This window comes from Micromonospora sp. WMMD735, from assembly GCF_049178995.1.
Taxonomy (GTDB): Bacteria; Actinomycetota; Actinomycetes; order Mycobacteriales; family Micromonosporaceae; genus Micromonospora; species Micromonospora wenchangensis.
Map to the genome: position 1 here is coordinate 4025451 of NZ_JBMHMJ010000002.1, position 23383 is coordinate 4048833.

The following is a 23383-nucleotide window of genomic DNA, read 5'->3' on the forward strand; positions in this document are numbered from 1 at the left end:
CGCTCCTCGCGCTCATGGCAGCCGCCTCCCGCCCAGGGCCACGGCGGCCAGCCGGGCGCGGTCGTCGGCGGGCAGGTGACAGGCGACCAGGTGGCCGTCCGCGCCGGCCGGGACGAGCTGCGGCACCTCGGCGCGGGAGCGGTCGCCGGCGTACCGGCAGCGGGGGTGGAACGCGCAGCCGGCCGGCAGGTGGATCAGCGAGGGCGGGTTGCCCGGGATGGGCACCAGGTCCGCGTCCGGGTCGCCGTGCAGCGACGGCACGCTGGACAGCAACCCCCAGGTGTACGGATGCTGCGGCCGGCGGAGCACCTGCGTCACGCTCCCCCGCTCGACCACCCGCCCGGCGTACATGACCAGCACGTCGTCGGCGACCTGGGCGACCACCCCCAGGTCGTGGGTGATCAGCACGATCGCGGTGTGGAACTCGGCCTGGAGGTCGGCGAGCAGGTCGAGGATCTGGGCCTGCACCGTCACGTCCAGCGCGGTGGTCGGCTCGTCGGCGATGACCAGGGCCGGGTCGTTGACCAGCGCCATCGCGATCATCGCCCGCTGCCGCATCCCGCCGGAGAACTCGTGCGGGTACTGGTCGTAGCGGCGGGCCGGCTGCGGGATGCCCACCCGGTCGAGCATCTCCACCGCACGGGCCCGCACCGCCCGCCGTCCCGCCCGGGGGTGGTGCACCCGGTACGCCTCGGCGATCTGCCGCCCCACGCTGTAGTAGGGGTGCAGCGCGGAGAGCGGGTCCTGGAAGATCATCGCCATGTCCCGGCCGCGCAGCCGACGTACCCGGTCCTCGCCAAGGCCGACGAGTTGCCGCCCGCCGACGCTGATCGTGCCGGTGACGGTGCCGCGTCGGGGGTCGTGCAGGCCGAGGACGGCCAGCGCGGTGACGCTCTTGCCGGAGCCCGACTCGCCGACGATGCCGAGCGTCCGGCCGCGCGGCACGGCGAAGGACACCCCGTCGACCGCGCGCACCACGCCGTCGGCCGTGTCGAACCGCACCCGCAGGTCGTCCACCCGCAGGTACTGGTCGTCGCCGCGCGGCGTCGGCACGGCCGGACGTCGGCCGTCGGATTTCCCGGGCGCGTCCGGGCGGGCGTCCGGCGGACCGGACGGCGCTACGTGCGGACTGTCCACGACCGCCTCCTCGGGTTGTAGGGAACCTACAACAAACAACCGAGGCTGAAAATAAGCTACGGGACGGGAGCTGTCATCGGACGACAGCGTAGTCGCCACACGGTGCGGACGCCGTCCGGTCGCACCCGGGGTGCGACCATGGGCGGGGTGCCCGGTGGGGGATGCCCGGCGACACGAGGAGGAGGTGACCGACCATGACCGCAGCGGTGTTCGGCCACGACGGACCGTGGACCGAAGAGGAGTACCTCTCCCTCGACGAGACATCTCAACGCGTCGAACTCTTCGACGGGAGCCTCCACGTGACCCCAGCCCCCACCCCCCGCCACCAGCGCATCTCGCGCAAACTGGGCAACATACTCGAACCGGCGGCCGAGCAGGCCGGTCTGGAACTGCTGGAGGCGGTGAACGTCCGGCTTCGCCCCGGCCGCATCCCGATCCCCGACCTCGTCATCACCGACCCCGTGAATCTGGACGAGCCGATGATCGAGGCGGACGAGGTGCACCTCGTCTGCGAGATCATCTCGCCGAGCAACGCGTCCACCGACAAGGTCCTCAAGATGCACTACTACGCGGCCGCCGGCATCGGGTGGTATCTGCTGGTGGAGCAGAAGACCGGCGCGCTACGCCTCTACCGTCGGCGGGGACGCCACTACACGGAACACTCCGCCACCAAACGGGGCGAGGCCCTGCGCCTACTCGAGCCGGTGCAGGCCACGATCCGGCCCGAGGATCTGGTGCCCTGACGGATGTCGGTGGACTGGCCTAGGGTCGGTCCATGACCGAGTTCGACGCGGCAGCCGCAGCCGTACAGGCCGCTCTCGACGCGGGCGCCCGGTATGCCGACGCCCGGGTGATGCACCTGCGCTACGAGTCGATGTCCGCGCGCAACGGCGCGATCGAGGAGCTGACCCAGGACGAGAGCCTCGGCCTGGGCGTACGCGCGCTGGTCGGGTCGGGGTGGGGCTTCCACGCCGTACCCGAGCTGTCCGACGCGGCGGCCCGCGCGGCCGGCCGGCGGGCCGCGGAGGTGGCCGCCGCGAGCGCCCGGGTGGCCGGCCCGCCGATCACGCTGACCCCGGCCGAGCCGGTGGTGGCGAGCTGGTCCTCCGACTGCGCGGTCGACCCGCTCGGCGTGCCGCTGTCCGACAAGGGCGACCTGCTGACCCGGGCCACCGAGGCGGCACGCGGGCAGGGGGCCGACCTGGCCGAGGGGCTCTACCAGATCTGGGACACCCGCAAGTGGTTCGTCTCCAGCGAGGGGCACCGCATCGACCAGCACATCCGCGAGTGCGGCGGCGGCATCTCGGCCACCTCGATCGGCGAGCACGAGACCCAGCGCCGCTCCTGGCCGAGCTATCGGGGCCAGTACGGCACCACCGGGTGGGAGCTGGTCGAGTCGCTCGATCTGACCGCGCACGCCGCCCGGATCGCCGACGAGTCCCGGGCGCTGCTCACCGCCCCGCAGTGCCCGGCCGGCGAGACCGACCTCATCCTGGGCGACGAGCAGCTCGCGTTGCAGATCCACGAGTCGGTCGGGCACGCCATCGAGCTGGACCGCATCCTCGGCTGGGAGGCCGCCTTCGCCGGCACCTCCTGGCTCGACCTGGCCCAGCTCGGGTCGCTGCGCTACGGCTCCGAGCTGATGAACATCACCATCGACCCGACGATCCCCGGCGCGCTGGGCAGCTTCGGCTTCGACGACGAGGGCTCCCCGGCGGTCAAACGCGACGCGGTACGCGAGGGCCGCTGGGTCGGGGTGCTCGCCGGCCGGGACTCGGCCGCCGTCGCCGGCCTCGGTCACGGCGGCAGCGTACGCGCCGACGGCTGGGCACGGCTGCCGATGGTGCGGATGACCAACGTGGGCCTGGAACCCGGTCCACACACCCTCGACGAGATCATCGCGGCCACCGACGACGGGGTGCTGATGGACGTCAACCGATCCTGGTCGATCGACGACCGGCGGCTGAACTTCCAGTTCGGCTGCGAGATCGCCTGGGAGGTGCGCAACGGCCGGCGCGGCCGGATGCTGCGCAACCCCACCTACACCGGCATCGGTCCGCTGTTCTGGCGGTCGATGGACATGCTCTCCTCCGAGATCGTCCCGTGGGGCACCCCGAACTGTGGCAAGGGCCAGCCCGGCCAGATCGGGCACACCGGGCATCCGGCGGCACCGGCCCGGTTCCGGGGCGTCCGGGTGGGGGTGCGGGCATGACCGGCCTGCGGGAACCCGGAGCGACCGAGCTGGACGTCGCCGCCCGGGTGGTGGAGCTGGTCCACGAGATCGCCGGCCCGGCCGCCGAGGCCGAGGTCACCGTCGTCCGGCACGATCTGGCGTTGACCCGGTTCGCCAACTCGTTCATCCACCAGAACGTCGCCGAGTCGCAGGTGACGGTCCGGCTGCGGGTGCACGTCGACGGCCGGACGGCCGCCGGAGGCGGCAGCCTGGTCGGCCCGGACGGGCTGCGGGCCCTGGTCGGGCGGACCCTCACCGCGGCCCGGCTCTGCCCGCCCGACCCGGCCTGGCCGGGGCTGACCCCACCGTCGGCGGTGCGCTCCAACGGCCTGCTCGACGAGGCGACCGCCTATGCCGAGCCGGCGGCCCGCGCCGACCGGGTCCGGGCCTTCGTCGACGCGGTGGGCGGGCTGGAGGCGGCCGGGTACTGCCGCACCTCCTACCGGTCGGGGGCGTTCGCCAACTCGGCCGGCCAGGCGGCGCAGGGGCGCACCACCGAGGCGGCGATGGACGGCATCGCCCGCACGGCCGGCGCGGACGGGGTGGCCCGGCTCTGCGCCGGTCGCCTCGACGAGGTGGACGGCACGGTCCTGGGGCTCCGGGCGGCGGCGAAGGCACGGGCCGCCGCCGACCCGGTCGAGCTACCCCCGGGCCGGTACGAGGTGGTCCTCGAACCGGCCGCGGTGGCCGACCTGTTGCAGAATCTCGCCTGGTACGGCTTCAACGGCAAGCGGCACGTCGAGGGTCAGTCGTTCGCCCGCCCCGGCACCGCCCAGTTCGATCCGGCGGTGACCCTCCTCGACGATCCGACGTACGGCGGTGCGATGCCGTTCGACCTGGAGGGCACCCCGCGTGCGGCGCTGACCCTGGTCAAGGCGGGCACCACCCGCGCGGTGGCTCACGACCGGCGCAGCGCCGCCGGGGCGGGCACGTCGTCGACCGGCCACGGGGCGCCGGGCGGCGCCACCTTCGGCCCGATCCCCCGCAATCTCCGGATGCCCGGTGCACCGCCGGCGGCTGCCGACGGAGGTGCGGACGGCGGCGCGGCGGGCCCGCAGGGCGGTGCGGTGAGCCCACAGGGCGGCGGCCCGGCGGGGGCGGTGGCGGACGCGGACACCGCCGCGCTGGTCGCGCCGATGGCCCGGGGGCTGCTGGTCAGCGACTTCTGGTACACCCGGGTGCTCGATCCGAAGAGTCTGGTGATCACCGGGTTGACCCGCAACGGGGTGTGGCTGGTCGAGGACGGCGTGCCGGTGCGGGCGGTGCGGAACTTCCGGTTCACCGAGGCGTACCCCCGGGCGTTGGGACCGGGGGCGGTGCTCGGCCTCGGCCGGCGGCCGGTCCGGCAGCCGGACCGGTTCGACGGCGGCTGGTGGGAGGGGCCGCCACTGCGGCTGGCCTCGTGGAACTTCACCGGCGGCGCGTCGGGCTGACCGGTGCCGCAGCGCCCGCGCGGCCGGCCCCGCAGCCGCCTGCCGCCCACCGCACATTGATCATGGCTCGGGTCTTTCCAAGGTGCGGGACACACGGGACACTGCGTTGCGCGGCCCGATCGTGATGATCGGCGTAACGTGTGTCACTTAGCTGCGCCGATGTCCCGGCGTGGCAGCCTGCTTGCGCACCACGCGGCAGTGGACACGGTCCGGCCGGTCCACTGACCGGCACGGAACGTGAACCGCCGCCCGCGAGGGCCCGTCCCGTCAGGAAGACGACTCGAATGACATCAACGGCAACGAAGCCGCGGGGGGCGCGGGCGCGCGCCGCCATCGCGGCGAAGACGTTGCGGACCGACCGCTGGTGGTTCGCCCCCCTGATCACCGTCGTCGGGCTCAGCGCCTGGGTGGCGTACGCGACCGTCCGGGTGTTCATGCACAAGTGGTACTGGGTGGACCAGTACCACTACCTGACGCCGTTCTACTCCCCCTGTGTGACCGACCGGTGCGTCGAGGGCTCCTCGCACTTCGGCAGTTTCCTGCCCGGCTGGTGGATCATCCCGGATGCGGCACTGACCCTGCCGTTCCTGCTGCTGTTCCGGTTGACCTGCTACTACTACCGCAAGGCGTACTACCGGTCGTTCTGGCTGTCGCCGCCGGCCTGCGCGGTGCCGGACGGGCACAAGTCCTACTCCGGGGAGACCCGGTTCCCGCTGCTCGGGCAGAACCTGCACCGCTACTTCTTCTACGCCGCCGCGATCATCTCGCTGATCAACACCTGGGACGCGGTCCTGGCCTTCCACTCGCCGCAGGGCTTCGGCTTCGGGCTGGGCAACATCATCCTGCTGGGCAACGTGGTGATGCTGTGGGCGTACACCATCTCCTGCCACTCGTGCCGGCACATCATCGGCGGGCGGCTCAAGCACTTCTCCGCGCACCCGGTGCGGTACCGGGCCTGGACGTTCGTGTCCAAGCTGAACACCCGGCACATGCAGCTCGCCTGGATCACCCTCGGCACGCTGGCCTTCACCGACTTCTACGTGATGGCCATCGCCGCCGGCTGGTTCACCGACCTGCGGTTCATCAACTAGAGGGCGCGGCGACATGACCACTACCACTCGCATCGAACGACACCACTACGACGTCGTCGTGATCGGGGCCGGCGGCGCCGGCCTGCGCGCGGCGATCGAGGCCCGGCTCGCCGGCAAGAAGACCGCGATCATCTCCAAGTCGCTCTTCGGCAAGGCGCACACCGTGATGGCCGAGGGCGGCGCGGCGGCCGCGATGGGGAACGTGAACAGCCGGGACAACTGGCAGGTGCACTTCCGCGACACCATGCGCGGCGGCAAGTTCCTCAACAACTTCCGGATGGCCGAGCTGCACGCGAAGGAGTCGCCGCAGCGGATCTGGGAGCTGGAGACGTACGGGGCGCTCTTCGACCGGACGAAGGACGGCAAGATCTCCCAGCGCAACTTCGGCGGGCACGAGTACCCGCGGCTGGCGCACGTCGGTGACCGCACCGGCCTGGAGCTGATCCGCACCCTCCAGCAGAAGATCGTCTCCCTGCAGCAGGAGGACAAGCGCGACCTCGGCGACTACGAGGCCCGGATCCGGGTGTTCTCCGAGACGACCATCACCGAGCTGCTGCTCGACGGGGACCGGGTGGCCGGCGCGTTCGGCTACTACCGGGAGTCCGGCGAGTTCATCCTGTTCGAGGCGCCGGCGGTGGTGCTGGCCACCGGCGGGGTCGGCCGGTCCTACAAGGTCACCTCGAACTCCTGGGAGTACACCGGCGACGGGCACGCGCTGGCGCTGCGCGCCGGGGCCACGCTGATCAACATGGAGTTCCTCCAGTTCCACCCGACCGGCATGGTCTGGCCGCCCTCGGTGAAGGGCATCCTGGTCACCGAGTCGGTCCGGGGCGACGGCGGCGTGCTGAAGAACTCCGACGGCAAGCGGTTCATGTTCGACTACGTCCCCGACGTCTTCCGCAAGCAGTACGCGGAGACCGAGGAGGAGGCGGACCGCTGGTACACCGATCCGGACAACAACCGGCGTCCGCCGGAGCTGCTGCCCCGCGACGAGGTCGCCCGCGCGATCAACAGCGAGGTCAAGGCCGGTCGGGGTACGCCGGCCGGCGGCGTCTACCTGGACATCGCCTCCCGGCGTTCGGCCGACGAGATCCGTCGCCGGCTACCGTCGATGTACCACCAGTTCAAGGAGCTGGCCGACGTCGATATCACGGCCGAGCCGATGGAGGTCGGGCCGACCTGCCACTACGTGATGGGCGGCGTGGAGGTGGACCCGGACTCCGGGGCCGCGTACGGCACCGTGCAGGGACTGTTCGCCGCCGGTGAGGTCTCCGGTGGCATGCACGGCTCCAACCGGCTGGGCGGCAACTCCCTGTCCGACCTGCTGGTCTTCGGCAAGCGGGCGGGCGGGCACGCGGCGTCGTACACCGATCAGTTGACCTCGCGCCCGAAGGTGCCGGTGAGCGCGGTGGAGACCGCCGTTGAGGCGGCGCTGGCGCCGTTGCAGCGGGACACCGGGGAGAGCCCCTACACCCTCCAGCAGGACCTCCAGGCGGTGATGGGAGACCTGGTCGGGATCATCCGCCGGGAGGGTGAGCTGGTCGACGCCCTGCGCCGGCTGGCCGAGCTGCGCGAGCGGGTGGCGAAGGTGAGCGCGGTCGGCGGCCGGCGCTACAACCCGGGCTGGCACCTGGCGCTGGACCTGCGCAACATGCTCGTCGTCTCGGAGTGCACCGCGAAGGCGGCGCTGGAGCGGCAGGAGTCGCGCGGTGGGCACACCCGGGAGGACTTCCCGACCATGGACCCCCGGTGGCGTCGGGTCAACCTGGTCTGCGCCCTCGACGGGGACACCGTCCGGCTGGAGCACAAGCCGCTGCCGAAGATGCGGGCCGAGCTGATCGGCCTCTTCGACCGTACCGAGCTGGCCAAGTACCTGACCGACGAGGAGCTGGCCGACTTCGACGCCGTCGGTGAGGAGGCGAGCAACTGATGGGAAGCAAGAGGGATTTCCGCATCTGGCGGGGCGACGAGACCGGCGGTGACCTCCAGGACTACTCGGTCGAGGTGAACGAGGGCGAGGTCGTCCTCGACGTCATCCACCGGCTCCAGGCCACCGACGCGCCGGATCTGGCCTGCCGGTGGAACTGCAAGGCGGGCAAGTGCGGCTCCTGCTCGATGGAGATCAATGGTAAGCCCCGGCTGAGCTGCATGACGCGGATGTCGACGTTCGAGGAGTCCGAGACCGTCACGGTCACCCCGCTGCGCACCTTCCCGGTGATCCGGGACCTGGTCACGGACGTCTCGTTCAACTACGAGAAGGCGCGGGAGACGCCGGCCTTCGCCCCGCCGGCCGACCTGGCCCCGGGCGAGTACCGGATGCAGCAGGTCGACGTGGAACGCTCGCAGGAGTTCCGCAAGTGCATCGAGTGCTTCCTGTGCCAGAACGTGTGCCACGTGATCCGCGACCACGAGGAGAACAAGCCGGCCTTCTCCGGCCCCCGGTTCTTCATCCGCGCCGCCGAGCTGGACATGCACCCGCTGGACGCGAAGACCGACCGCAAGCAGTACGCGCAGCAGGAGCAGGGGCTCGGCTTCTGCAACATCACCAAGTGCTGCACCGAGGTCTGCCCCGAGCACATCAAGATCACCGACAACGGGATCATCCCCATGAAGGAACGGGTCGTCGACCGCAGGTACGATCCCCTGGTATGGCTCGGTAGCAAGATCTTCCGTCGGGGCGAGACGCCCCCGAGTACCGCGAACAGCGGGGGAAAGGGGTCCGTGGTGCACAGCGGCGCCCGTCAGGCTGGAGTCCACTCGCACGCCGGAGGCTCCGGCGACCCGGCTGCGGAGGCCCAGGCCCAGCAGGGCGTGAACTGGCACCGCGAGGTCCCGCACCCGACCATGCCGGCGGTCGACGACCGGGGCAAGCTCCCGCTGACGGAGTTGACTTTCGACCGGGCGGCGGCCCCGTCGCCGTTCGGTGACGACGTCACCTTCCCGCTGCCGCCGGAGCACCTCAACTTCGCCCACCCGAGCCAGGACGAGAAGCACTGAACCGGTCCGACAGGCGCTGAACCAGCCTGACCGGCGCTGAACCGGCCCGACCGGGCACTGAACCAGCCCGACGGGCGCTGAACCAGCCCGACGGGCGCCAGGCCGGCCCGACAGGCACCGGGACCGGACGAACGGCACCGGGCCGGGACGGCCGGCATCGCTACGGCGCGACATCCGCCGGAGCGGGCACGACGAGGTCGACGGGGGTCGACGGCACACGCCGTCGGCCCCCGTCGCCGTGTCGGCCGGGCACCCGCCGCCGTCAGCCGGCGGCCAGCAGCGGGCGGAGGGCGGCCACGATGGGCACGTCGGCGGGGAGCCAGGTGACACTGTGCAGTTCGTCGGCGGTCAGCCAGCGCATCGCGGAGTGTTCCAGCGCGCGGGGCTGGTCGCCGTGCAGCAGGCGTGCCGCGTACACCTTCAGCACCGACCGGCCGTGGGCCATCCGGACGTCCCGGCCGACCCGGTCGCCGACCTCCACCCGGACGGCCAGCTCCTCGGCGCACTCGCGGACCAGCGCCGCCGTCTCGCTCTCGCCCGGCTCGACCTTGCCGCCGGGGAACTCGAACATGCCGGCGACCTCGGGGGGCGCGGTACGCGCGCAGGCGAGCACCCGCCCGGCGGAGATGATCGCCGCTCCTACGACCACCCTCGGCTCACGCCGGTCGGTCGGTCCGTTTCCGCTACGCCGTTCGGTCTGCACGGGCGTCCAGCGTGCCAGATCAATCGTCGGTTTGGGTACCGTGGCCGACCGGTAGGCCAATAAGAGACGGAAGTGTGGGCGTGGACACACCGCCATGAGGCCGACAGACTGTTAACACCACGAGGACACGGGACGGCGACGATTTGGCCACAAGCCGGCAACGGCGCCTGGGAGGTGCGGTGATGCGCGCGCTGTTCACCAGTCGAAGCAAGCACGACTATCTCAGTGACGCCCTCACGCTCCTGCACGGGTGGACCCGCGACGGAGAGCAGATCCGCCGCACCCTGGTCATGGACGACACCCAGCACGCGGCGCTGACCGAGCGGGTCAAGGTCGTCGCGGACGCGCTGCGGCTACGACCGGACATCAGCCGGCGGGACACCGAGACCCGCATCCGGGTCGGGCACGGTGACGGGGAACCGCTCACCGAGGGCGAGGTGCTGCTCGCCGCCCGGATCGAGGACGCGTACCGCGCGGTGATGGCGGACTGAACGCCCGGCGGCGACCCAGGCCCGCCCGCTTCCGCCATCGTCGACCCCCGTCGTCAGCCGTGTCCCCGCCGCCAGCCTAGAGCCGTCCGGGGCACGGGGCGGTCGGCGCAACGTCCGACCCGTCCGCGCCGAGTGGTCGGAACACCACCCTCGGTCGGCTCAGCGCATCGGCTCGCCCTGCGCCGTCGGCAACCCCAGCGCCTGGCGTACGGCCAGCTCGGTGGCCGGGTCCGGATGCTGCCCGGCCTGCGCGACCACCTGGAGCAGCCGACCCCGGTCGGGTTCGCCGTCGGCGTCCCGCCAGGCCGGCTCGTCCTGCTCCATCTCGGTGAGCAGCCGCTCCATCGCCGGGCGGACCGCCTCCGGCCAGGTCTCCCGGCGCAGCCGGAACCACATGTCGGTGTGGATGCTCTCGGCCCGGCGCACCGCGTCCCGCAGCCCGGCCGGGGTGCTGGTCGGCGCGCCGGCCACCAGGGCGGCGCGCGCCTCGGCCCAGTCCCGGCTGGCCAACAGGTAGCCGAGCTGCGCCGGGTCGAGCACCGTGGTGTCCATCCGCAGCGACCGGGACAACCCGCCCGGGGCGGTCAGATAGCAGGTGATGGTGGGGTCGGTGGACCAGTCGACCCGGGTCGGCAGGTACCAGCTCAGCCGCACCTCGGCCGGCAGGCCCAGCGGGTCCACCACGTAGCTGCGCTGCCGCTGCCGGCAGAGCGTCTCGGCCCGCTGGGAAAGCACCGCCGCGCCGGGGTACCGCTCGTCGGCGGAACGCTCGTAGGCGGGGAAGTCGTCGACGTACTCGGCGTGGTGCGGGGTGTCGCAGGCGACCCGGGTGACCTCCTCAGGCGCGGTCCGGCTGGCGGTCGCGCCGGACGGCACCCGGAAACAGTCCCCCACCCGCAGCCCGCGTAGCCCGGGGTCCGGATCGGACCCGGTCATCGTGACGCCCAGGGCCACCAGGCCGGCCAGCACCCAGCCCCCGAGCAGCACCAGCCCGGCGATCACCAGGCCCCGGCCCCGCTCGCCGTCCCGCCTGATCCGGCGCAGCGCGAAGCCGGCGGTGACCGGTGCCAGCACCCCGCCGAGCAGGCCCAGCACCAGCGTGACCACGGCCAGCCGGTTCAGCCGGCCCCGGGCGGCGGGACGCTGCGGCCACGGCTCCCAGTCGGGCACGGCACGCGGCTCCCGGCCCGCCTCCGCGTCCCCGGTGCCGCCCGGGGCCGGGCCGCCGCCCGGAGCCGGGCCGCCGCCCGAAGCCGGGCCGCCGCCCGAAGCCGGGCCGCCGCCCGAAGCCGGAGTCTCGCCATCGCCTCGGGCCGGGGCCTCGCCACCGGCAGGGGCCTCGCCGCCGGCAGGGGCCTCGCCGCCGGCAGGGGCCTGAGCCTTGGCGGCGGGGGCCGGGGCAGCCGCAGGGGACGGGGGCGCATCGGCACCGGCGGGGGCCGGGGTCGCCGCGTCGGCCGGGGCCGCGTCGTCGGTGCCGACCGAGGTGTCCGGCGGCTCCGGCCGCGACTCGTCGGCGGGCTGCGTCTCGGAACGTTCGCTGGTCACACCGCTTCCCTCCCCCGTCGCCCGCGTCCGGCCAGGCATGGGGAGACTAGTCGACCGGGCTGACGGACGGGCACCGGCCGACACTGGCGCCCACTTCCTACCGTGGAACCCATGGCAAATGTGACGTACGACCGCAAGGAGCAGTTCCAGCAGATCCGCAGTGGACTACTCGACGGGGAACAGATCATCGCCGTCTACGACGCCATCGGCACCGGGACCGGGTTCATCGGCCTGACCGACCGACGGGTGATCATCCAGGACCGGTCGTTCGTGGGCAAGAAGTTCGCGATCACCAGCATCCCCTACTCGAAGATCACCAGCGTGAGCGTGGTGAGCAACAAGTCGTGGGGCGGGGAGTTCTTCTCCACCGGCGCGATCGCCGTGCACGTCGGCACCCACACCTACGAGGTGGAGTTCCGGGGCGCGCAGAAGAGCCACCACGTGCACAACGTGATCCTGCACTACATCTCCTGACCACCGGTCCGCCCGCCGACGCCCCGGCCTCCGGCGGCCCACCTCACGGTCGGCGGGCGGGACCACCGGTGGCGATCAGGGCGTCGAGGATGTCCCGGGCCGCGGTGAGCCGCTGGATGGACGCGGTGATCCGGGCCCGCTCCCCGGCCAGGCCGTCGAGCAGTTCGGGGCAGGTGGGGGCGAGCACCGTGGTGTCGTCCGGCACGCAGGGCAGGATCTCGGCGATCACGGCCGTACCGAGCCCGGCCGAGAGCAGCAGCCGGATGTGCCGCACCGTGGTCAACGCCTGCTCGCCGTAGTCGCGGTAGCCGCTCGGCCGCCGTTGCGGCCGCAGCAGGCCCTGCTCCTCGTAGTAGCGCAGGGCCCGGGTGCTCACCCCGGCCCGCCGGGCCAGTTCACCGATCCGCATGCCGCACAGCAGACCGCGGACTTGACCTTCACGTCAACGAGAAGGTCTACCGTCCCCGGCATGAGCGATCGACAACTCACGCACCGTACGCCGGTGGCGGTGCTCGGCCTGGGTCCGATGGGCCGGGCGCTCGCCGCCACCCTGATCTCCGCCGGGACGCCGACGACCGTCTGGAACCGTACGCCGGACCGGGCCGGACCCCTCGTCGCACTCGGCGCGACCGCCGCGCCGACCGTCACCGGGGCGGTCCGGGCCGCCCCCGTCGTGATCACCTGCCTGCGGGACCCGGCGGCGGTCGGCACCGTGCTGGCCGCCCACGACGACTGGGCCGGGCGGACCGTCGTCGACGTCACCACCGGCCGACCGGACGAGGCGCGGGCGCTGGCGGACTGGGCCCCCGGGCACCGGGCCGACCTGGTGAAGGGCGCCATCCTGTCCCCGACGCCGACCATCGGCACACCCGCCGCCACGGCCCTGTGGTGCGGCAGCCGGTCCGGCTTCGACGCCGTCCGGCCCGTCCTGGCGGCCTTCGGCGGCACCCCCGCATACCTCGGCCCGGACCCGGGCGCGGCGGCGGCGTACGACATGGCGCTGCTCGACCTGTTCGGCACGGCGGTCAGCGGTCTGACCCACGCCTTCGCGCTGGCCTCGGCCGAGGGCATCGCCCCCCGGTCGTTCGCCCGGTACGCAGCCGGGATCGCCCCGATGCTGGCCGAGATGACGGCCCGCTTCGCCGACCAGCTCACCGAGGACCGGTTCCCCGGCGACCGGTCCACCGTCGCCTCGGCCGGCGCGGGCCTCGGCCACGTCATCGCGACCACCGACGCCCACGGGATCGACTCCGGGGTGTTGCGCGCCGCCCGGTCGGTCGTCGAGCAGGCGATCGCCGCCGGTCACGGCGATGACGGCCTCGCCCGGCTGGCCCGGTCCCTCGCCCCGGCCCGCCCCGCCTGACCCCCGCGGCGGGTCGGCCTTTGGAATACTCGGGCGCATGCGGACGGGTCTCCACAGTGGCCGGCGGGAGCGGGTGCGGCGTGTTCCTGCGTGACGTGCTGGCCACCGACGTCGAGGCGTACCAGCGGATGCGCTGCGACCCGGCGATGATGGCCGAACTCGGCGGACCGCTGCCGCCCACCCACGTGGCCCGGCAGGTCCGCCGGGACGCCCGGCTGGCCGCCGACGGCGTCGCGCTGATCAAGATGATCGTGGTGGACGACGCGGTCGCCGGCACCGTCACCCTCTGGCGCGGGCCGGACGACGAGGCGGTCGCCGAGATCGGCTGGATGGTGCTGCCCGAGTTCCAGGGTCAGGGCCTGGCCAAACGTGCCGTCCGGGCGCTACTCGACCAGGCCCGCACCGAGGAGCGGGCGGACACCGTGCACGCCTTCCCGGCGGTCACCAACGGGCCGTCGAACGCGATCTGCCGGGCGCTCGGATTCAGTCTGCTCGGCGAGGAGGACGTCGAGTTCAACGACCAGGTCATCCGCACCCGGCACTGGACGCTCGACCTGACCCGCCCGGAAACCGGGTTGCCCCGCTGACCGGCCCGCTGCTTGGCTGGGGACGAAGCCGACCGGAGGGAGCAGACGACATGTCGTACGCCACGAGGTCCACCCAGGCGCCCACCATCGACAGACAGCGGGAATCGAGGCTTCGTGACCACCAGCACCACCACGGCAGTGACGGCGCGACCATGCGCCGGTGACACCAGACCGGCCGGCACCCCGTACGGGGGTCGCTGATGTCGGTGTTCGATGATCCGGGCCACTTCGGCAGGATGTGGGCCGACAGGTACGACAGCCCCGGCAACCCCGACCCCGGCCCGGCGGTGGACTTCCTCGCCGAACGGGCCGGCGACGGGCGGGTGCTCGAACTCGCCGTCGGGACGGGTCGGGTGGCGTTGCCGCTCGCCGGGCGGGGCGTACCCGTCGACGGGGTGGAGGCGTCACCGGAGATGGTGGCGAAGCTGCGCGCCAAGTCCGGCGGCGACGGCATCCCGGTGACCGTCGGCGACATGGCCGACGTGCCGGTGACAGGCCCGTACCGGCTGGTCTACCTGGTGTTCAACACCCTGTTCAACCTGGTCCGTGCCGAGCGGCAGCAGGACTGCTTCCGCAACGTGGCCCGGGTGCTGGCCCCCGGCGGCGAGTTCGTCGTCGAGGCGTTCGTGCCCGACCCGGCCACCTTCGACCGGGACGAACAGGTGCAGATGCGGTCGGTGACCGAGGACTCGGCCACCATCCGGCTGCACCAGTACGACCGGGCGGCGCAGACCTTCGTCCGGCAGACCATCACCTTCGACCGCGACGGCGTGCACCTGGAACCCTTCGCGATGCGCTACTGCTGGCCGGAGCAGATCGACGAGCTGGCCCACCGGGCCGGCCTGCGGCTCGTCGAGCGGTACGCCGACTGGCACCGGCACCCGTTCGACGACACCAGCACGTCGCACATCTCGGTCTACCGCCGCTGAGGGGTCGACCGGCCGGGGTCGGGGCACACCGTCCCGACCCCGGGGTGCGCCGGCTTACTACAGCCTTTTGATCATGCGGATGGCGGTGGCCTCGAAGCCCATCTGCTCGTAGAGCGCCCGCGCGCCGGTGTTGAAGCCGAAGACGTTCAGCCCGATGGCGACCACCCCCAGCTCCCGGCACACCCGCTCGGCGGCCTCGATGATCGCCCGGCCGTGGCCCCGGCGGCGCAGCTCCTCGCGCACCTCGAAGTCGTAGCCGAAGGCGTGCAGGCCGTCGGACTTCTGCTCCAGGTGCAGCCAGAGCCGACCGACCTCGACGTCGCCGTCGTACGCCGTCCACAGCCGGTGCCCCTCGGTGGCCAGGCCGTCGGGCAGCAGACCCTGGAAGTCCTGCCGGGCCTTCTCCCGCGCCTCCGGCAGCGGCATCGCCCCGGAGGCGACGATGTTGCGCGCGTAGTCCTCCTCGGCGTGTTCCCGGTAGCGGAGGTACTGCTCGTCGGTCATCGGTTCCAGTCGCAACGCCACGCCGTCACGGTAGGCCCGCACCGCCCCGACCCGCTGCCCGCGACGGTGTGACGCGCGGCTCACCCCGGCCCGCGACGTCAGGGGCGGGGCGGTGGTCAGAAGTCGATGAACCCGGCCACGACCTCGTCCACCGTGCCGTCCTCCCGCAGCGTGCCGTAGAAGTACACCGAGCCGTATCCCCAGAGGTAGGACCCGACCATGTCCTCCAGTTCGGCTGCCACCGGCCACCCCTCCTCGTCGACCTGGAAGAGGAAGTCGTGCCCGTCGGCGAGCACCGCGTCCGCGTAGGTCGGGTCGTTCTGGATGAGCACCGGTTCGGTGCCGATGCGCACGAACGGAACGATGTCGTCGCCGCACTCCGTCAATGACGCGGAGCGCAGCCCGGGCCAGCCGAGTTCCGGGCGGGAGCCCCGCGACGAGGGCCGGTGCAGGACGGCCCGCATCGCCATGTCCGGATAGGCAAGGTCGTCGTCGACGATATCGAATCCCTCGCGCAGCAGCACCGACACCTCACGACCGCCGGTCCAGGGCGCGCAGTCCGCAGGAAGTGTCAGGAGGTAACGATGTGTCGTCAGCACCGGATGGGACTCGATCGCGACCGGCGGCGCGCCGCCGATCCGCCCGCCGGCCCGGCTGTCCGGGAGCGTGGGTGTCAACGTCGTGACCATGGCCCGACCGTACCGGCGGGCTCGGACGTCGAAGCGGAGGTCCAACGCGTTCCGTGGCGGAGCAGAGCCTGGGCGAGCGAGCGCAGGAGGCCGGGACCGCGACTACCGAATGCTACGGTGACGGCATGACTGCGGTGCCCGAGTGGATGCGGCCGCCCCGCCCTGAGGGGTGGTACGCAGACGACCTCGACACGCTGGCCGAGGCACCCCGTCACACCGAACTGATCGACGGAGCGCTCGTCTTCATGATGTCCCCCCAGCGGGTCTGGCACGCCCGGACGGTCACCGCGCTGGTGAACGCCCTGACCAACCAGGCGCCCCCAGGCGTCGAGGTCGACAGGGAGATCACGATCCGACTCGACAGATGGAACCGCCCCGAGCCCGACCTCCTGGCAGCGGCAGCACCTTACGACCCGTCGCGGACCTTCTACACACCTGAGGAGACCCTCCTGGTCGTGGAGGTGGTGTCGCCGGAGTCGGCCCACCGCGACCGTACGGTCAAGCTGCGCAAGTACGCGGAAGCCGGCATCGCCAACTACTGGCGCGTCGAGGAGGAGGACGGATCACCTGTGGTCCACGCCTACGAACTCGACGAGCCCACTCGGTCGTATGCGCCGGCCGCGATCCATCGACACGGCCTGCGCACCACGACGCCGTTCGAGAGCACACTCGATCTGGACGGGCTGGTGCCGGGCCGCAAGGCCTGAGCGTGGCGACCACCACACGCTGGAGCGAACCCCACCGGATCCCGTCGCCGGTCACCGCGACGGTGGCTCGGGAGCGCCCAGATTCAGGAACATCACGTGCAGCCCCACCAGGCCGTGCTCGGGGTGGTCGAACGCCTCGGGGACGGTGGCGAGCACCTCGAAACCCAACGAACGCCACAGCCGGACCGCGACCTCGTTCGACTCGACGACCGCGTTGAACTGGATGCTCCGGTAGCCGGCGGCGCGCGCCCAGCCGACGACGTGCTCGCCGAGGGCGCGACCGACGCCACGGCCGGAATGCCGTGGATCGACCATGAAACTGGCCGTTGCCACATGTGCGCCGCGACCGGGCCGGTTCGGACCCATCTTCGCGCTGCCGAGAACGGTCGGCCCGTCGACCGCGACGACGGTGCGCCCCGGAGGGGACTCCATCCACCACCCGCGGGCCTGCTCCAGGGACAGGTTCCCGGGGAACGCGTACGAGCGGCCCTGCGCCACGATCTCGCTGAAGAAGGGGTAGATCGCAGGCCAGTCGCCGTCCTCGGCGTCTCGGATCGTCACCGGATCACCGTAGGACCGGTCGACAGGCCCGACAACGCGATTCACCTACAGCGCGATGGTCCGCACCCGCCGCCCGCACAGCTTGACCATGCCGTCGACATCGGATGTCAGGACCGCCACCGGTGCGGGTAGCCGTAGCGCCACCTCGGCGACCATGGCGTCTCGATCCTGGTCGATCCACCCTGAGAAGCCCTGCGAGTCGAGCACCAGCGACTCAAGGCTCACGCCGCGCGCCCGATCTCCTCGGTCCCGTGCAGGAGCGCCCGAGCCTCGGCCATCTCCTCGTCAGTGAACGCCCCGAGGTCGCCTTGGTAGCGATCCAGCTCCTCCCGGAGAAGTCTGCGCCGCTCGGCCCGCTCGGCCAGCTCGGTGAGGTAGCCGGAGACGTTGTCGGTGTGCGTCTTCATGCTCTCCAGCAGCTCTGCCGGCAGCGTGATCGTGACCTTCTTCGTCCTCGCCATTGACCGACCATACCCATGGTGTTACCGCCGCTGAGCGACCGATCCGATGCGGCAGAGGTGGGACCGGGAATCAGACGTTGAACCTGAATTCCACCACGTCGCCGTCCTGCATGACGTACTCCTTGCCCTCGATCCGGACCTTGCCGGCGGCCTTCGCCGCCGCCATCGAGCCGGCCGCGACCAGGTCGTCGTAGGAGACCACCTCGGCCTTGATGAAGCCGCGCTGGAAGTCGCTGTGGATCACCCCGGCGGCCTCCGGGGCGGTCGCGCCGACCGGCACGGTCCAGGCCCGCGCCTCCTTCGGCCCCGCCGTGAGGTACGTCTGGAGCCCGAGCGTGCGGAAGCCGACCCGGACGAGCTGGTCCAGCCCCGGCTCGGACTGCCCGATCGACTCCAGCAGCTCGCGGGCCTCCTCCTCGGGCAGGTCCACCAGCTCGGATTCGATCTTGGCGTCCATGAAGACGGCCTCGGCGGGGGCCACCAGGGCGCGCAGCTCGTCGAGGAAGGCGGCGTTGCCCAACTCGGCCTCGTCGACGTTGAAGACGTAGAGGAACGGCTTCGTGGTGAGCAGGTGCAGCTCCCGCAGGTGCTCCAGCTCGATCTTGGCGGCGGCGGCCCCGGCGTACAGGGTGGTGCCGCCGTCGAGCACCTCGACGGCCTGCTTCGCGGCGGTCACGGCGGCGGCCCGGTCCTTGCGGAGCTTGGCCTCCTTCTCCAGCCGGGGCAGCGCCTTCTCCAGGGTCTGCAGGTCGGCCAGGATCAGCTCCGTGTTGATCGTCTCGATGTCGTCGGCGGGCGAGACCTTGCCGTCGACGTGCACCACGTTCGGGTCGGAGAAGGCCCGCACCACCTGGCAGATGGCCGAGGCGTCCCGGATGTTCGCCAGGAACGCGTTGCCCCGGCCCTGCCCCTTCGAGGCCCCCCGGACCAGGCCGGCGATGTCGACGAACGACACCGGCGCGGGCAGCACCTTCTGCGACGAGAAGATCTCGGCGAGCTTGTCGAGCCGCGCGTCCGGCAGCCCCACCACCCCGACGTTGGGCTCGATCGTGGCGAACGGGTAGTTCGCCGCGAGCACGTCGTTCTTGGTCAACGCGTTGAACAGGGTGCTCTTGCCGACGTTGGGCAGGCCGACGATGCCGATGGTGAGACTCACGACGGGCCAGCTTACGCCGTCACCCGGCGGGCGACCCCGTCGGCACCGCCGGGACGGCTCAGGCGGTGAGCAACCGGGGTTCGATCCGGGTCTCCCGCACCCCACCGGCACCGTCCGGCACCACCTCGTACGCCGCCACCCCGGCCCGGTCGGCGACCGCCTCGGCCAGCCGGGTGCCCCGGTAGACCAGCCCCACCCCGTCGTCGGTGCAGTGGCTGGCCGGCAACGTGCCGTCGGCGACCAGCCGGTGCAGCAGCGGCCGGCGCTGCGCCTCGCTGTCGTAGTGCACCCCGTTGCCGTACGGCAGCCAGCCCAGGCCGTCGGTGTAGGCGCGCAGCTTCCGGCCGTAGCTGTCGGTGGGGCCGCCGACGTGCCAGCAGATCGAACCGGCGGAGACCCCGCCGAGCACCACCCCGGCCTCCCAGCACTCGCGCAGGATCTCCGGCAGTCCGTGCACCCGCCACACCGCGCACAGGTTGGCCACGCTGCCGCCGCCGACCCAGATGATGTCCTGGCCGAGCAGGTGCGCCCGGACGTCCTCGACGTTGGGCATCGGGAACAGCGCCAGGTGCGAGGGGCGGTAGCGGGTGCCGGCGAACGCGCCGTGGAAGACCGTCAGCGCGGTGGGTTGGTCGCCGACGGCCTGGTTGAGGTAGCAGATCCGTGGCTCGTCGGCCTGTGCCAGCCCGGCCATCAGGTCGAAGACCGGTCCGGGCGCGGCGTCCCACGGGCCCCGGTTGCGGCTGGCGAAACCCATGCTGGCGGCGACGATCGTCGGTTCGATGGCGGGCATGCTGGTCCTTTCTGCGGCTGGCTCCGCTGCCATCCTGCGCCACCGCCGTCCCCCGGCCCGCCGGCCGGGGTCACCCGGCGAGTCGCCAGCCCGCCCCGCCGTCGGCCACCCCGGGCAGCTCGCCGGCCGCCGCGAGCGGCAGGGTGAGCCGGTCCCGGGCGCTCGGGCCGGCCCGCTCCGACTCGCCGAGCATCCAGCGCACCTCGTCGACCGTCCAGCCCAGTCCCCGTCGACCGGCGATCTCCCGGACCAGCCGTCGGCCGACCCGGGTGTCGTCGTCGTAGAACCGCATGCACCAGTGGTGCGCCCACATGCCCAGCGCCCGCAGGCCGGCCGCGTCGAGGGAGCCGACGAGCCGGCCGCAGGCGGTGTCGGCGAACGGCCGGGCGGGATCGTCGGCCCGGTCCCGCTCGATCGCGCCGAAGGCGGCCGGCGCGACCACCCGCATCCGGTCGTAGAGGCCCTGCGCGACGGCGTCGTCCAGCCGCCCCCGCCCTGACCGAGGGTCGCCCCGCCCGGCCACGCTCGCCATCGCCGCACCCTTTCTGGAGTTGGTGCCGGGACGCTACCGACCACTACCGACACTTTCCGCGCCGGAAACTCATCCCGGCGACCGGGATAGGCGGGGTGAGCTGGGGCGTCTGTATCGGTGACAGACAACGACGGGGAGGGTGGGTGGACGAGGACGATCGGGCCCGGCTGGCCGAGTTCGTGGCCAGCCGGGCGCCGGCCCTGATGCGGGTCGCGTACCTGCTCACCGGGGACCGGCACGCCGCCGAGGACCTGTTGCAGTCGGCGCTGGCCAAGACCATTCCGAGGTGGCGTGACCTGCGCCATACCGACCCGGAGGGCTATCTGCGCACGGTCATGTACCGGGAGCAGGTCAGCTGGTGGCGGCGGCTGCGCCGGTACCGGGAGACGCTGCTCACCGGCGTCGACGACCGGGCCGGGCCGGACCTGTTCGGCGGCACCGACGTACGGCTGGCGATGCGGGCCGCGCTGCGCGCGCTGCCGGCGGCCCAACGCACGGTCGTGGTCCTGCGCTACTACGAGGACCTGACCGAGACCCAGGTGGCCGCCGCGCTCGGCTGCTCGGTCGGCACCGTGCGCAGCCGCACCCACCGGGCCGTGGCCCGGCTGCGGCAACTCCTGCCGGACATCGAACTGCTGGAGGTACGGCGGTGACCACGCCCCTCGAGAACCTCATCCGCGCCACCCTCTCCGACCTCGCCGAGGAGGCACCGACAGTGCACGACCACCTGAACCGGGCGGAACGCCGGGCCCGGTCCCGCCGCCGCGTCACGATCACGATGAGCGCGGCGGGCGTCCTCGCCGCCATGCTGATCGCCACCCCGCTCGCGATGGCCGCCAGCAGTGGCGGGGACGCCCCGCCCGCGGCACCGGCCTCGACGCCGAGCGGGCCGCCCGCCGCCCCCGCCCCGGCAGCGGTGACCGAACCCCCCGTCGACCAGGGTGTCCGGACCGGCCGCGGCGCGCCGGCACCGGCCCGGACCACCATTCCCGCATCGCCGGGCAAGCCGGCCTCGACGGCCGTGCCCGCGTCGCCCGCGACGTCCACTCCGGCACCGCCCGCCATCCCCGCGTCGCCCGTTCCGGCGTCGCCCGCCGTACCCGCGTCGCCCGTTCCCGCGTCGCCCGCGCCCCGCGTCGACGGGCCGCGCACCGGCCCGGTCGCCGCACCGGCCCCCGCCCGCAGCGCACCGCCCGTCGACCGGGGCCCCGCGACCGGCCCCGTTCCCGCACGCTGACGTACCACCTCCCCACCCCGGACGGCCGGGGTGGGGAGGTCACCGCCGACCTGCACGCTCAGGTCCGATTCCCGCGAGCCACCGCCGGTGAGCTGCGGGCATGATCGGTGGCGTGGAGTTGGACTTCGAACGGTGCTACCGCGCCGTGGACAGCCGTGACCAGCGGTTCGACGGCTGGTTCTACACGGGCGTCACGTCGACCGGGATCTACTGCCGGCCGTCCTGCCCGGCGATCACGCCGAAGCGGCGTAACGTCCGTTTCTTCCCGTCGGCGGCCGCCGCACAGGGGGCCGGCCTGCGGGCCTGCCGCCGGTGCCGGCCGGACGCCGCGCCCGGCTCACCGCAGTGGGACGTCCGCGCCGACGTGGTGGGTCGCGCCATGCGGCTCATCGCCGACGGTGTGGTCGACCGGGACGGCGTACCCGGGTTGGCCGCCCGGCTGGGCTACACGCAACGGCACCTGCACCGGATGCTCCGGGCGGAACTGGGCGCCGGGCCACTGGCGCTGGCGCGGGCCCAACGCGCCCAGACCGCCCGGACGCTGATCGAGACGACCGGGCTCGGCCTGGCGGAGGTGGCGTTCGCGGCCGGGTTCGGCAGCGTACGGCAGTTCAACGACACGGTCCGCCAGGTGTACGGGACGGTGCCGTCGCAGTTGCGCACCGGACGGGGCGGCCCGCCGACGCCGGGCGGGGCGGGCACGATCACGCTCCGGCTGGCGTACCGGCCACCGCTGCACGCCGCCGCCCTGCTGGGGTTCCTGGCCGCCCGGACGCTGCCCGGGCTGGAGGAGGTGCGCGACGGGACGTACCGCCGGGGGTTGCGGCTGCCGCACGGCCCGGCGGAGATCGCGCTGACGCCGACGACCGGGTACGTCGTGGCGACGTTGCGCCTGGCCGACCTGCGGGATCTGGCCCCGGCGGTGGCCCGCTGCCGTCGCCTGTTCGACCTGGACGCCGATCCGGAGGCGGTCGACCAGACGCTGGCCGGCGATCCGACCCTGGCCGGGATAGTCGCCGCCGAACCCGGCGTGCGGGTGCCCCGGGCGGTGGACGGTTTCGAGATGGCGCTACGGGCCATCGTCGGCCAACAGGTCTCCCTGTCCGCCGCCCGCACCACCCTCACCCGCCTCCTCACCCACCTCCCCCACCTCCCCCGCCCAGCCGCCCTCCCCCGCCCCGCCCCCGGCCCCGGCTCTGGCTCCGGCTCCGGCTCTGGCCCCGGTGATCAAGAGGTTCGCGTCACGGAGAGCGCTTCCCGGCGACGCAAACCTCTTGATCACCCCGCCGAGGCGAGCGGACGGGGCGAGGCGGGCGGACGCGCCGAAGCGGACGGGGGCGGCGAGGCGGGTGGGGGCGGCGAGGCGGGTGGGGGCGGCGAGGCGGGTGGGGGCGGGGCAGCGGGGTGGGGGGTGTGGGGGTTTCCCGGGGCGGAGGAGGTGCTGGGGTTGCCGGACGCGGCGTTCGGGATGCCGGCCGCCCGACGGGAGACGATCCGCGCGCTGGCCCGGGCGGTCGCCGCCGGGGAGGTCGACCTGGAACCCGGTGGGGACCGGGCGGAGACGGTACGACGGTTGACCGCGCTGCCCGGGATCGGCCCGTGGACCGCCGGCTACCTGGCCATGCGGGCCCTCGGCGACCCCGACGTCCTGCTCCCCACCGACCTCGCGGTACGCCGGGGCGCCGCCGCCCTCGGCCTGCCGGCCACCCCCACCACCCTGGACACGTACGCCGACCGCTGGCGGCCCTGGCGGTCGT

At 72.9% G+C, this 23383-nt stretch carries 26 protein-coding genes and 1 pseudogene; 15 read left to right on the plus strand and 12 right to left on the minus strand.

The genetic code is table 11. The annotated features are described in order from the left end of the window. Positions 1-12: 12 nt before the first annotated feature. A complete protein-coding gene (locus ACN268_RS17075; RefSeq protein ID WP_421486921.1) occupies positions 13-1053 on the minus strand; it encodes an ABC transporter ATP-binding protein in 1041 nt (346 codons plus the stop codon). A gap of 278 nt (positions 1054-1331) precedes the next feature. Here ACN268_RS17075 and ACN268_RS17080 point away from each other — a divergent pair, with 278 nt between their 5' ends. The 6 genes from ACN268_RS17080 (at position 1332) to ACN268_RS17105 (ending at position 8891) form a co-directional block, all read left to right on the plus strand. Beyond that, positions 1332-1880: a Uma2 family endonuclease gene (locus ACN268_RS17080; RefSeq protein ID WP_421484027.1), complete on the plus strand. Its 549-nt coding sequence runs from the start codon at positions 1332-1334 to the stop codon at positions 1878-1880. A 32-nt stretch (positions 1881-1912) separates the two neighbouring features. Then, the gene (locus ACN268_RS17085) at positions 1913-3349 is read left to right on the plus strand and encodes a TldD/PmbA family protein (protein WP_421484028.1); all 1437 of its coding nucleotides are present in this window, start codon (positions 1913-1915) and stop codon (positions 3347-3349) included. After that, positions 3346-4803, plus strand: a complete 1458-nt coding sequence (locus ACN268_RS17090) for a TldD/PmbA family protein (RefSeq protein WP_421484029.1) — start codon at positions 3346-3348, stop codon at positions 4801-4803. The genes ACN268_RS17085 and ACN268_RS17090 overlap by 4 nt, the downstream gene beginning before the upstream one ends. Before the next feature lie 284 nt (positions 4804-5087). Then, positions 5088-5894, plus strand: a complete 807-nt coding sequence (locus ACN268_RS17095; RefSeq protein WP_421484030.1) for a hypothetical protein — start codon at positions 5088-5090, stop codon at positions 5892-5894. A 13-nt stretch (positions 5895-5907) separates the two neighbouring features. Further along, positions 5908-7824 carry a fumarate reductase/succinate dehydrogenase flavoprotein subunit gene (locus ACN268_RS17100; protein WP_421484031.1) on the plus strand — a complete coding sequence of 639 codons (1917 nt, stop codon included), beginning with the start codon at positions 5908-5910 and terminating at the stop codon, positions 7822-7824. Beyond that, positions 7824-8891 carry a succinate dehydrogenase/fumarate reductase iron-sulfur subunit gene (locus ACN268_RS17105; RefSeq protein ID WP_204924976.1) on the plus strand — a complete coding sequence of 356 codons (1068 nt, stop codon included), beginning with the start codon at positions 7824-7826 and terminating at the stop codon, positions 8889-8891. Before ACN268_RS17100 ends, ACN268_RS17105 begins: the two co-directional genes overlap by 1 nt. 262 nt (positions 8892-9153) lie before the next feature. On the opposite strand, the gene ACN268_RS17110 is transcribed toward ACN268_RS17105, so the two are convergent. Then, on the minus strand, positions 9154-9594 hold the full coding sequence (locus ACN268_RS17110) for a (deoxy)nucleoside triphosphate pyrophosphohydrolase (protein WP_421484032.1): 441 nt from the start codon (positions 9592-9594) through the stop codon (positions 9154-9156). A 182-nt stretch (positions 9595-9776) separates the two neighbouring features. Here ACN268_RS17110 and ACN268_RS17115 point away from each other — a divergent pair, with 182 nt between their 5' ends. Continuing rightward, positions 9777-10085: a 4a-hydroxytetrahydrobiopterin dehydratase gene (locus ACN268_RS17115; RefSeq protein ID WP_088647517.1), complete on the plus strand. Its 309-nt coding sequence runs from the start codon at positions 9777-9779 to the stop codon at positions 10083-10085. Positions 10086-10244: 159 nt separating this feature from the next. Here the strand turns inward: ACN268_RS17115 and ACN268_RS17120 are convergent, their stop codons facing one another. Further along, positions 10245-11633, minus strand: coding sequence for a septum formation family protein (locus tag ACN268_RS17120; RefSeq protein ID WP_421484033.1), 1389 nt, complete (start codon positions 11631-11633; stop codon positions 10245-10247). A 111-nt stretch (positions 11634-11744) separates the two neighbouring features. Between ACN268_RS17120 and ACN268_RS17125 the strand changes: the two genes are divergently transcribed. Next, positions 11745-12107 carry a PH domain-containing protein gene (locus ACN268_RS17125; RefSeq protein ID WP_088647519.1) on the plus strand — a complete coding sequence of 121 codons (363 nt, stop codon included), beginning with the start codon at positions 11745-11747 and terminating at the stop codon, positions 12105-12107. A gap of 43 nt (positions 12108-12150) precedes the next feature. Here the strand turns inward: ACN268_RS17125 and ACN268_RS17130 are convergent, their stop codons facing one another. Beyond that, positions 12151-12516 (minus strand): MerR family transcriptional regulator, encoded by a 366-nt coding sequence (locus tag ACN268_RS17130; protein ID WP_088647520.1) that lies wholly within the window; start codon positions 12514-12516, stop codon positions 12151-12153. Positions 12517-12576: 60 nt separating this feature from the next. Between ACN268_RS17130 and ACN268_RS17135 the strand changes: the two genes are divergently transcribed. The 3 genes from ACN268_RS17135 (at position 12577) to ACN268_RS17145 (ending at position 14986) form a co-directional block, all read left to right on the plus strand. Further along, a complete protein-coding gene (locus ACN268_RS17135) occupies positions 12577-13470 on the plus strand; it encodes an NAD(P)-dependent oxidoreductase (RefSeq protein ID WP_421484034.1) in 894 nt (297 codons plus the stop codon). Between the two features lie 80 nt (positions 13471-13550). Beyond that, positions 13551-14057, plus strand: a complete 507-nt coding sequence (locus ACN268_RS17140; RefSeq protein WP_421484035.1) for a GNAT family N-acetyltransferase — start codon at positions 13551-13553, stop codon at positions 14055-14057. 200 nt (positions 14058-14257) lie between these two features. Continuing rightward, positions 14258-14986: a class I SAM-dependent methyltransferase gene (locus ACN268_RS17145; RefSeq protein WP_421484036.1), complete on the plus strand. Its 729-nt coding sequence runs from the start codon at positions 14258-14260 to the stop codon at positions 14984-14986. A 57-nt stretch (positions 14987-15043) separates the two neighbouring features. Here the strand turns inward: ACN268_RS17145 and ACN268_RS17150 are convergent, their stop codons facing one another. Together ACN268_RS17150 and ACN268_RS17155 are read right to left on the minus strand one after the other, a co-directional pair. Then, positions 15044-15511: a GNAT family N-acetyltransferase gene (locus ACN268_RS17150; RefSeq protein WP_421484037.1), complete on the minus strand. Its 468-nt coding sequence runs from the start codon at positions 15509-15511 to the stop codon at positions 15044-15046. Between the two features lie 95 nt (positions 15512-15606). Beyond that, positions 15607-16179, minus strand: coding sequence for a hypothetical protein (locus ACN268_RS17155; RefSeq protein WP_421484038.1), 573 nt, complete (start codon positions 16177-16179; stop codon positions 15607-15609). A 53-nt stretch (positions 16180-16232) separates the two neighbouring features. Between ACN268_RS17155 and ACN268_RS17160 the strand changes: the two genes are divergently transcribed. Then, a complete protein-coding gene (locus ACN268_RS17160) occupies positions 16233-16886 on the plus strand; it encodes a Uma2 family endonuclease (RefSeq protein ID WP_421484039.1) in 654 nt (217 codons plus the stop codon). Between the two features lie 51 nt (positions 16887-16937). Here ACN268_RS17160 and ACN268_RS17165 read toward each other — a convergent pair whose 3' ends face one another. The 6 genes from ACN268_RS17165 to ACN268_RS17190 all read right to left on the minus strand — a co-directional run bounded on the left by ACN268_RS17165 (position 16938) and on the right by ACN268_RS17190 (position 20389). Then, a complete protein-coding gene (locus ACN268_RS17165; protein WP_421484040.1) occupies positions 16938-17447 on the minus strand; it encodes a GNAT family N-acetyltransferase in 510 nt (169 codons plus the stop codon). 45 nt (positions 17448-17492) lie between these two features. Continuing rightward, a complete protein-coding gene (locus ACN268_RS17170) occupies positions 17493-17672 on the minus strand; it encodes a hypothetical protein (protein WP_421484041.1) in 180 nt (59 codons plus the stop codon). After that, on the minus strand, positions 17669-17908 hold the full coding sequence (locus ACN268_RS17175; RefSeq protein WP_145921637.1) for a hypothetical protein: 240 nt from the start codon (positions 17906-17908) through the stop codon (positions 17669-17671). Before ACN268_RS17175 ends, ACN268_RS17170 begins: the two co-directional genes overlap by 4 nt. 70 nt (positions 17909-17978) lie before the next feature. Next, the gene (ychF, locus tag ACN268_RS17180; protein ID WP_088647525.1) at positions 17979-19064 is read right to left on the minus strand and encodes a redox-regulated ATPase YchF; all 1086 of its coding nucleotides are present in this window, start codon (positions 19062-19064) and stop codon (positions 17979-17981) included. Between the two features lie 58 nt (positions 19065-19122). Beyond that, complete coding sequence (locus ACN268_RS17185; protein ID WP_421484042.1) at positions 19123-19857, minus strand: Type 1 glutamine amidotransferase-like domain-containing protein; 735 nt, start codon at positions 19855-19857, stop codon at positions 19123-19125. A gap of 70 nt (positions 19858-19927) precedes the next feature. Next, on the minus strand, positions 19928-20389 hold the full coding sequence (locus ACN268_RS17190; protein WP_421484043.1) for a hypothetical protein: 462 nt from the start codon (positions 20387-20389) through the stop codon (positions 19928-19930). A 143-nt stretch (positions 20390-20532) separates the two neighbouring features. Here ACN268_RS17190 and ACN268_RS17195 point away from each other — a divergent pair, with 143 nt between their 5' ends. From ACN268_RS17195 to ACN268_RS17205, 3 genes and pseudogenes are all read left to right on the plus strand, one after another. Further along, positions 20533-21042 (plus strand): SigE family RNA polymerase sigma factor, encoded by a 510-nt coding sequence (locus ACN268_RS17195; RefSeq protein ID WP_421484044.1) that lies wholly within the window; start codon positions 20533-20535, stop codon positions 21040-21042. Beyond that, a complete protein-coding gene (locus ACN268_RS17200) occupies positions 21039-21626 on the plus strand; it encodes a hypothetical protein (protein WP_421484045.1) in 588 nt (195 codons plus the stop codon). Before ACN268_RS17195 ends, ACN268_RS17200 begins: the two co-directional genes overlap by 4 nt. A gap of 112 nt (positions 21627-21738) precedes the next feature. After that, positions 21739-23256, plus strand: a pseudogene (locus ACN268_RS17205) (AlkA N-terminal domain-containing protein); the annotation flags it as partial. Positions 23257-23383 lie beyond the last annotated feature (127 nt).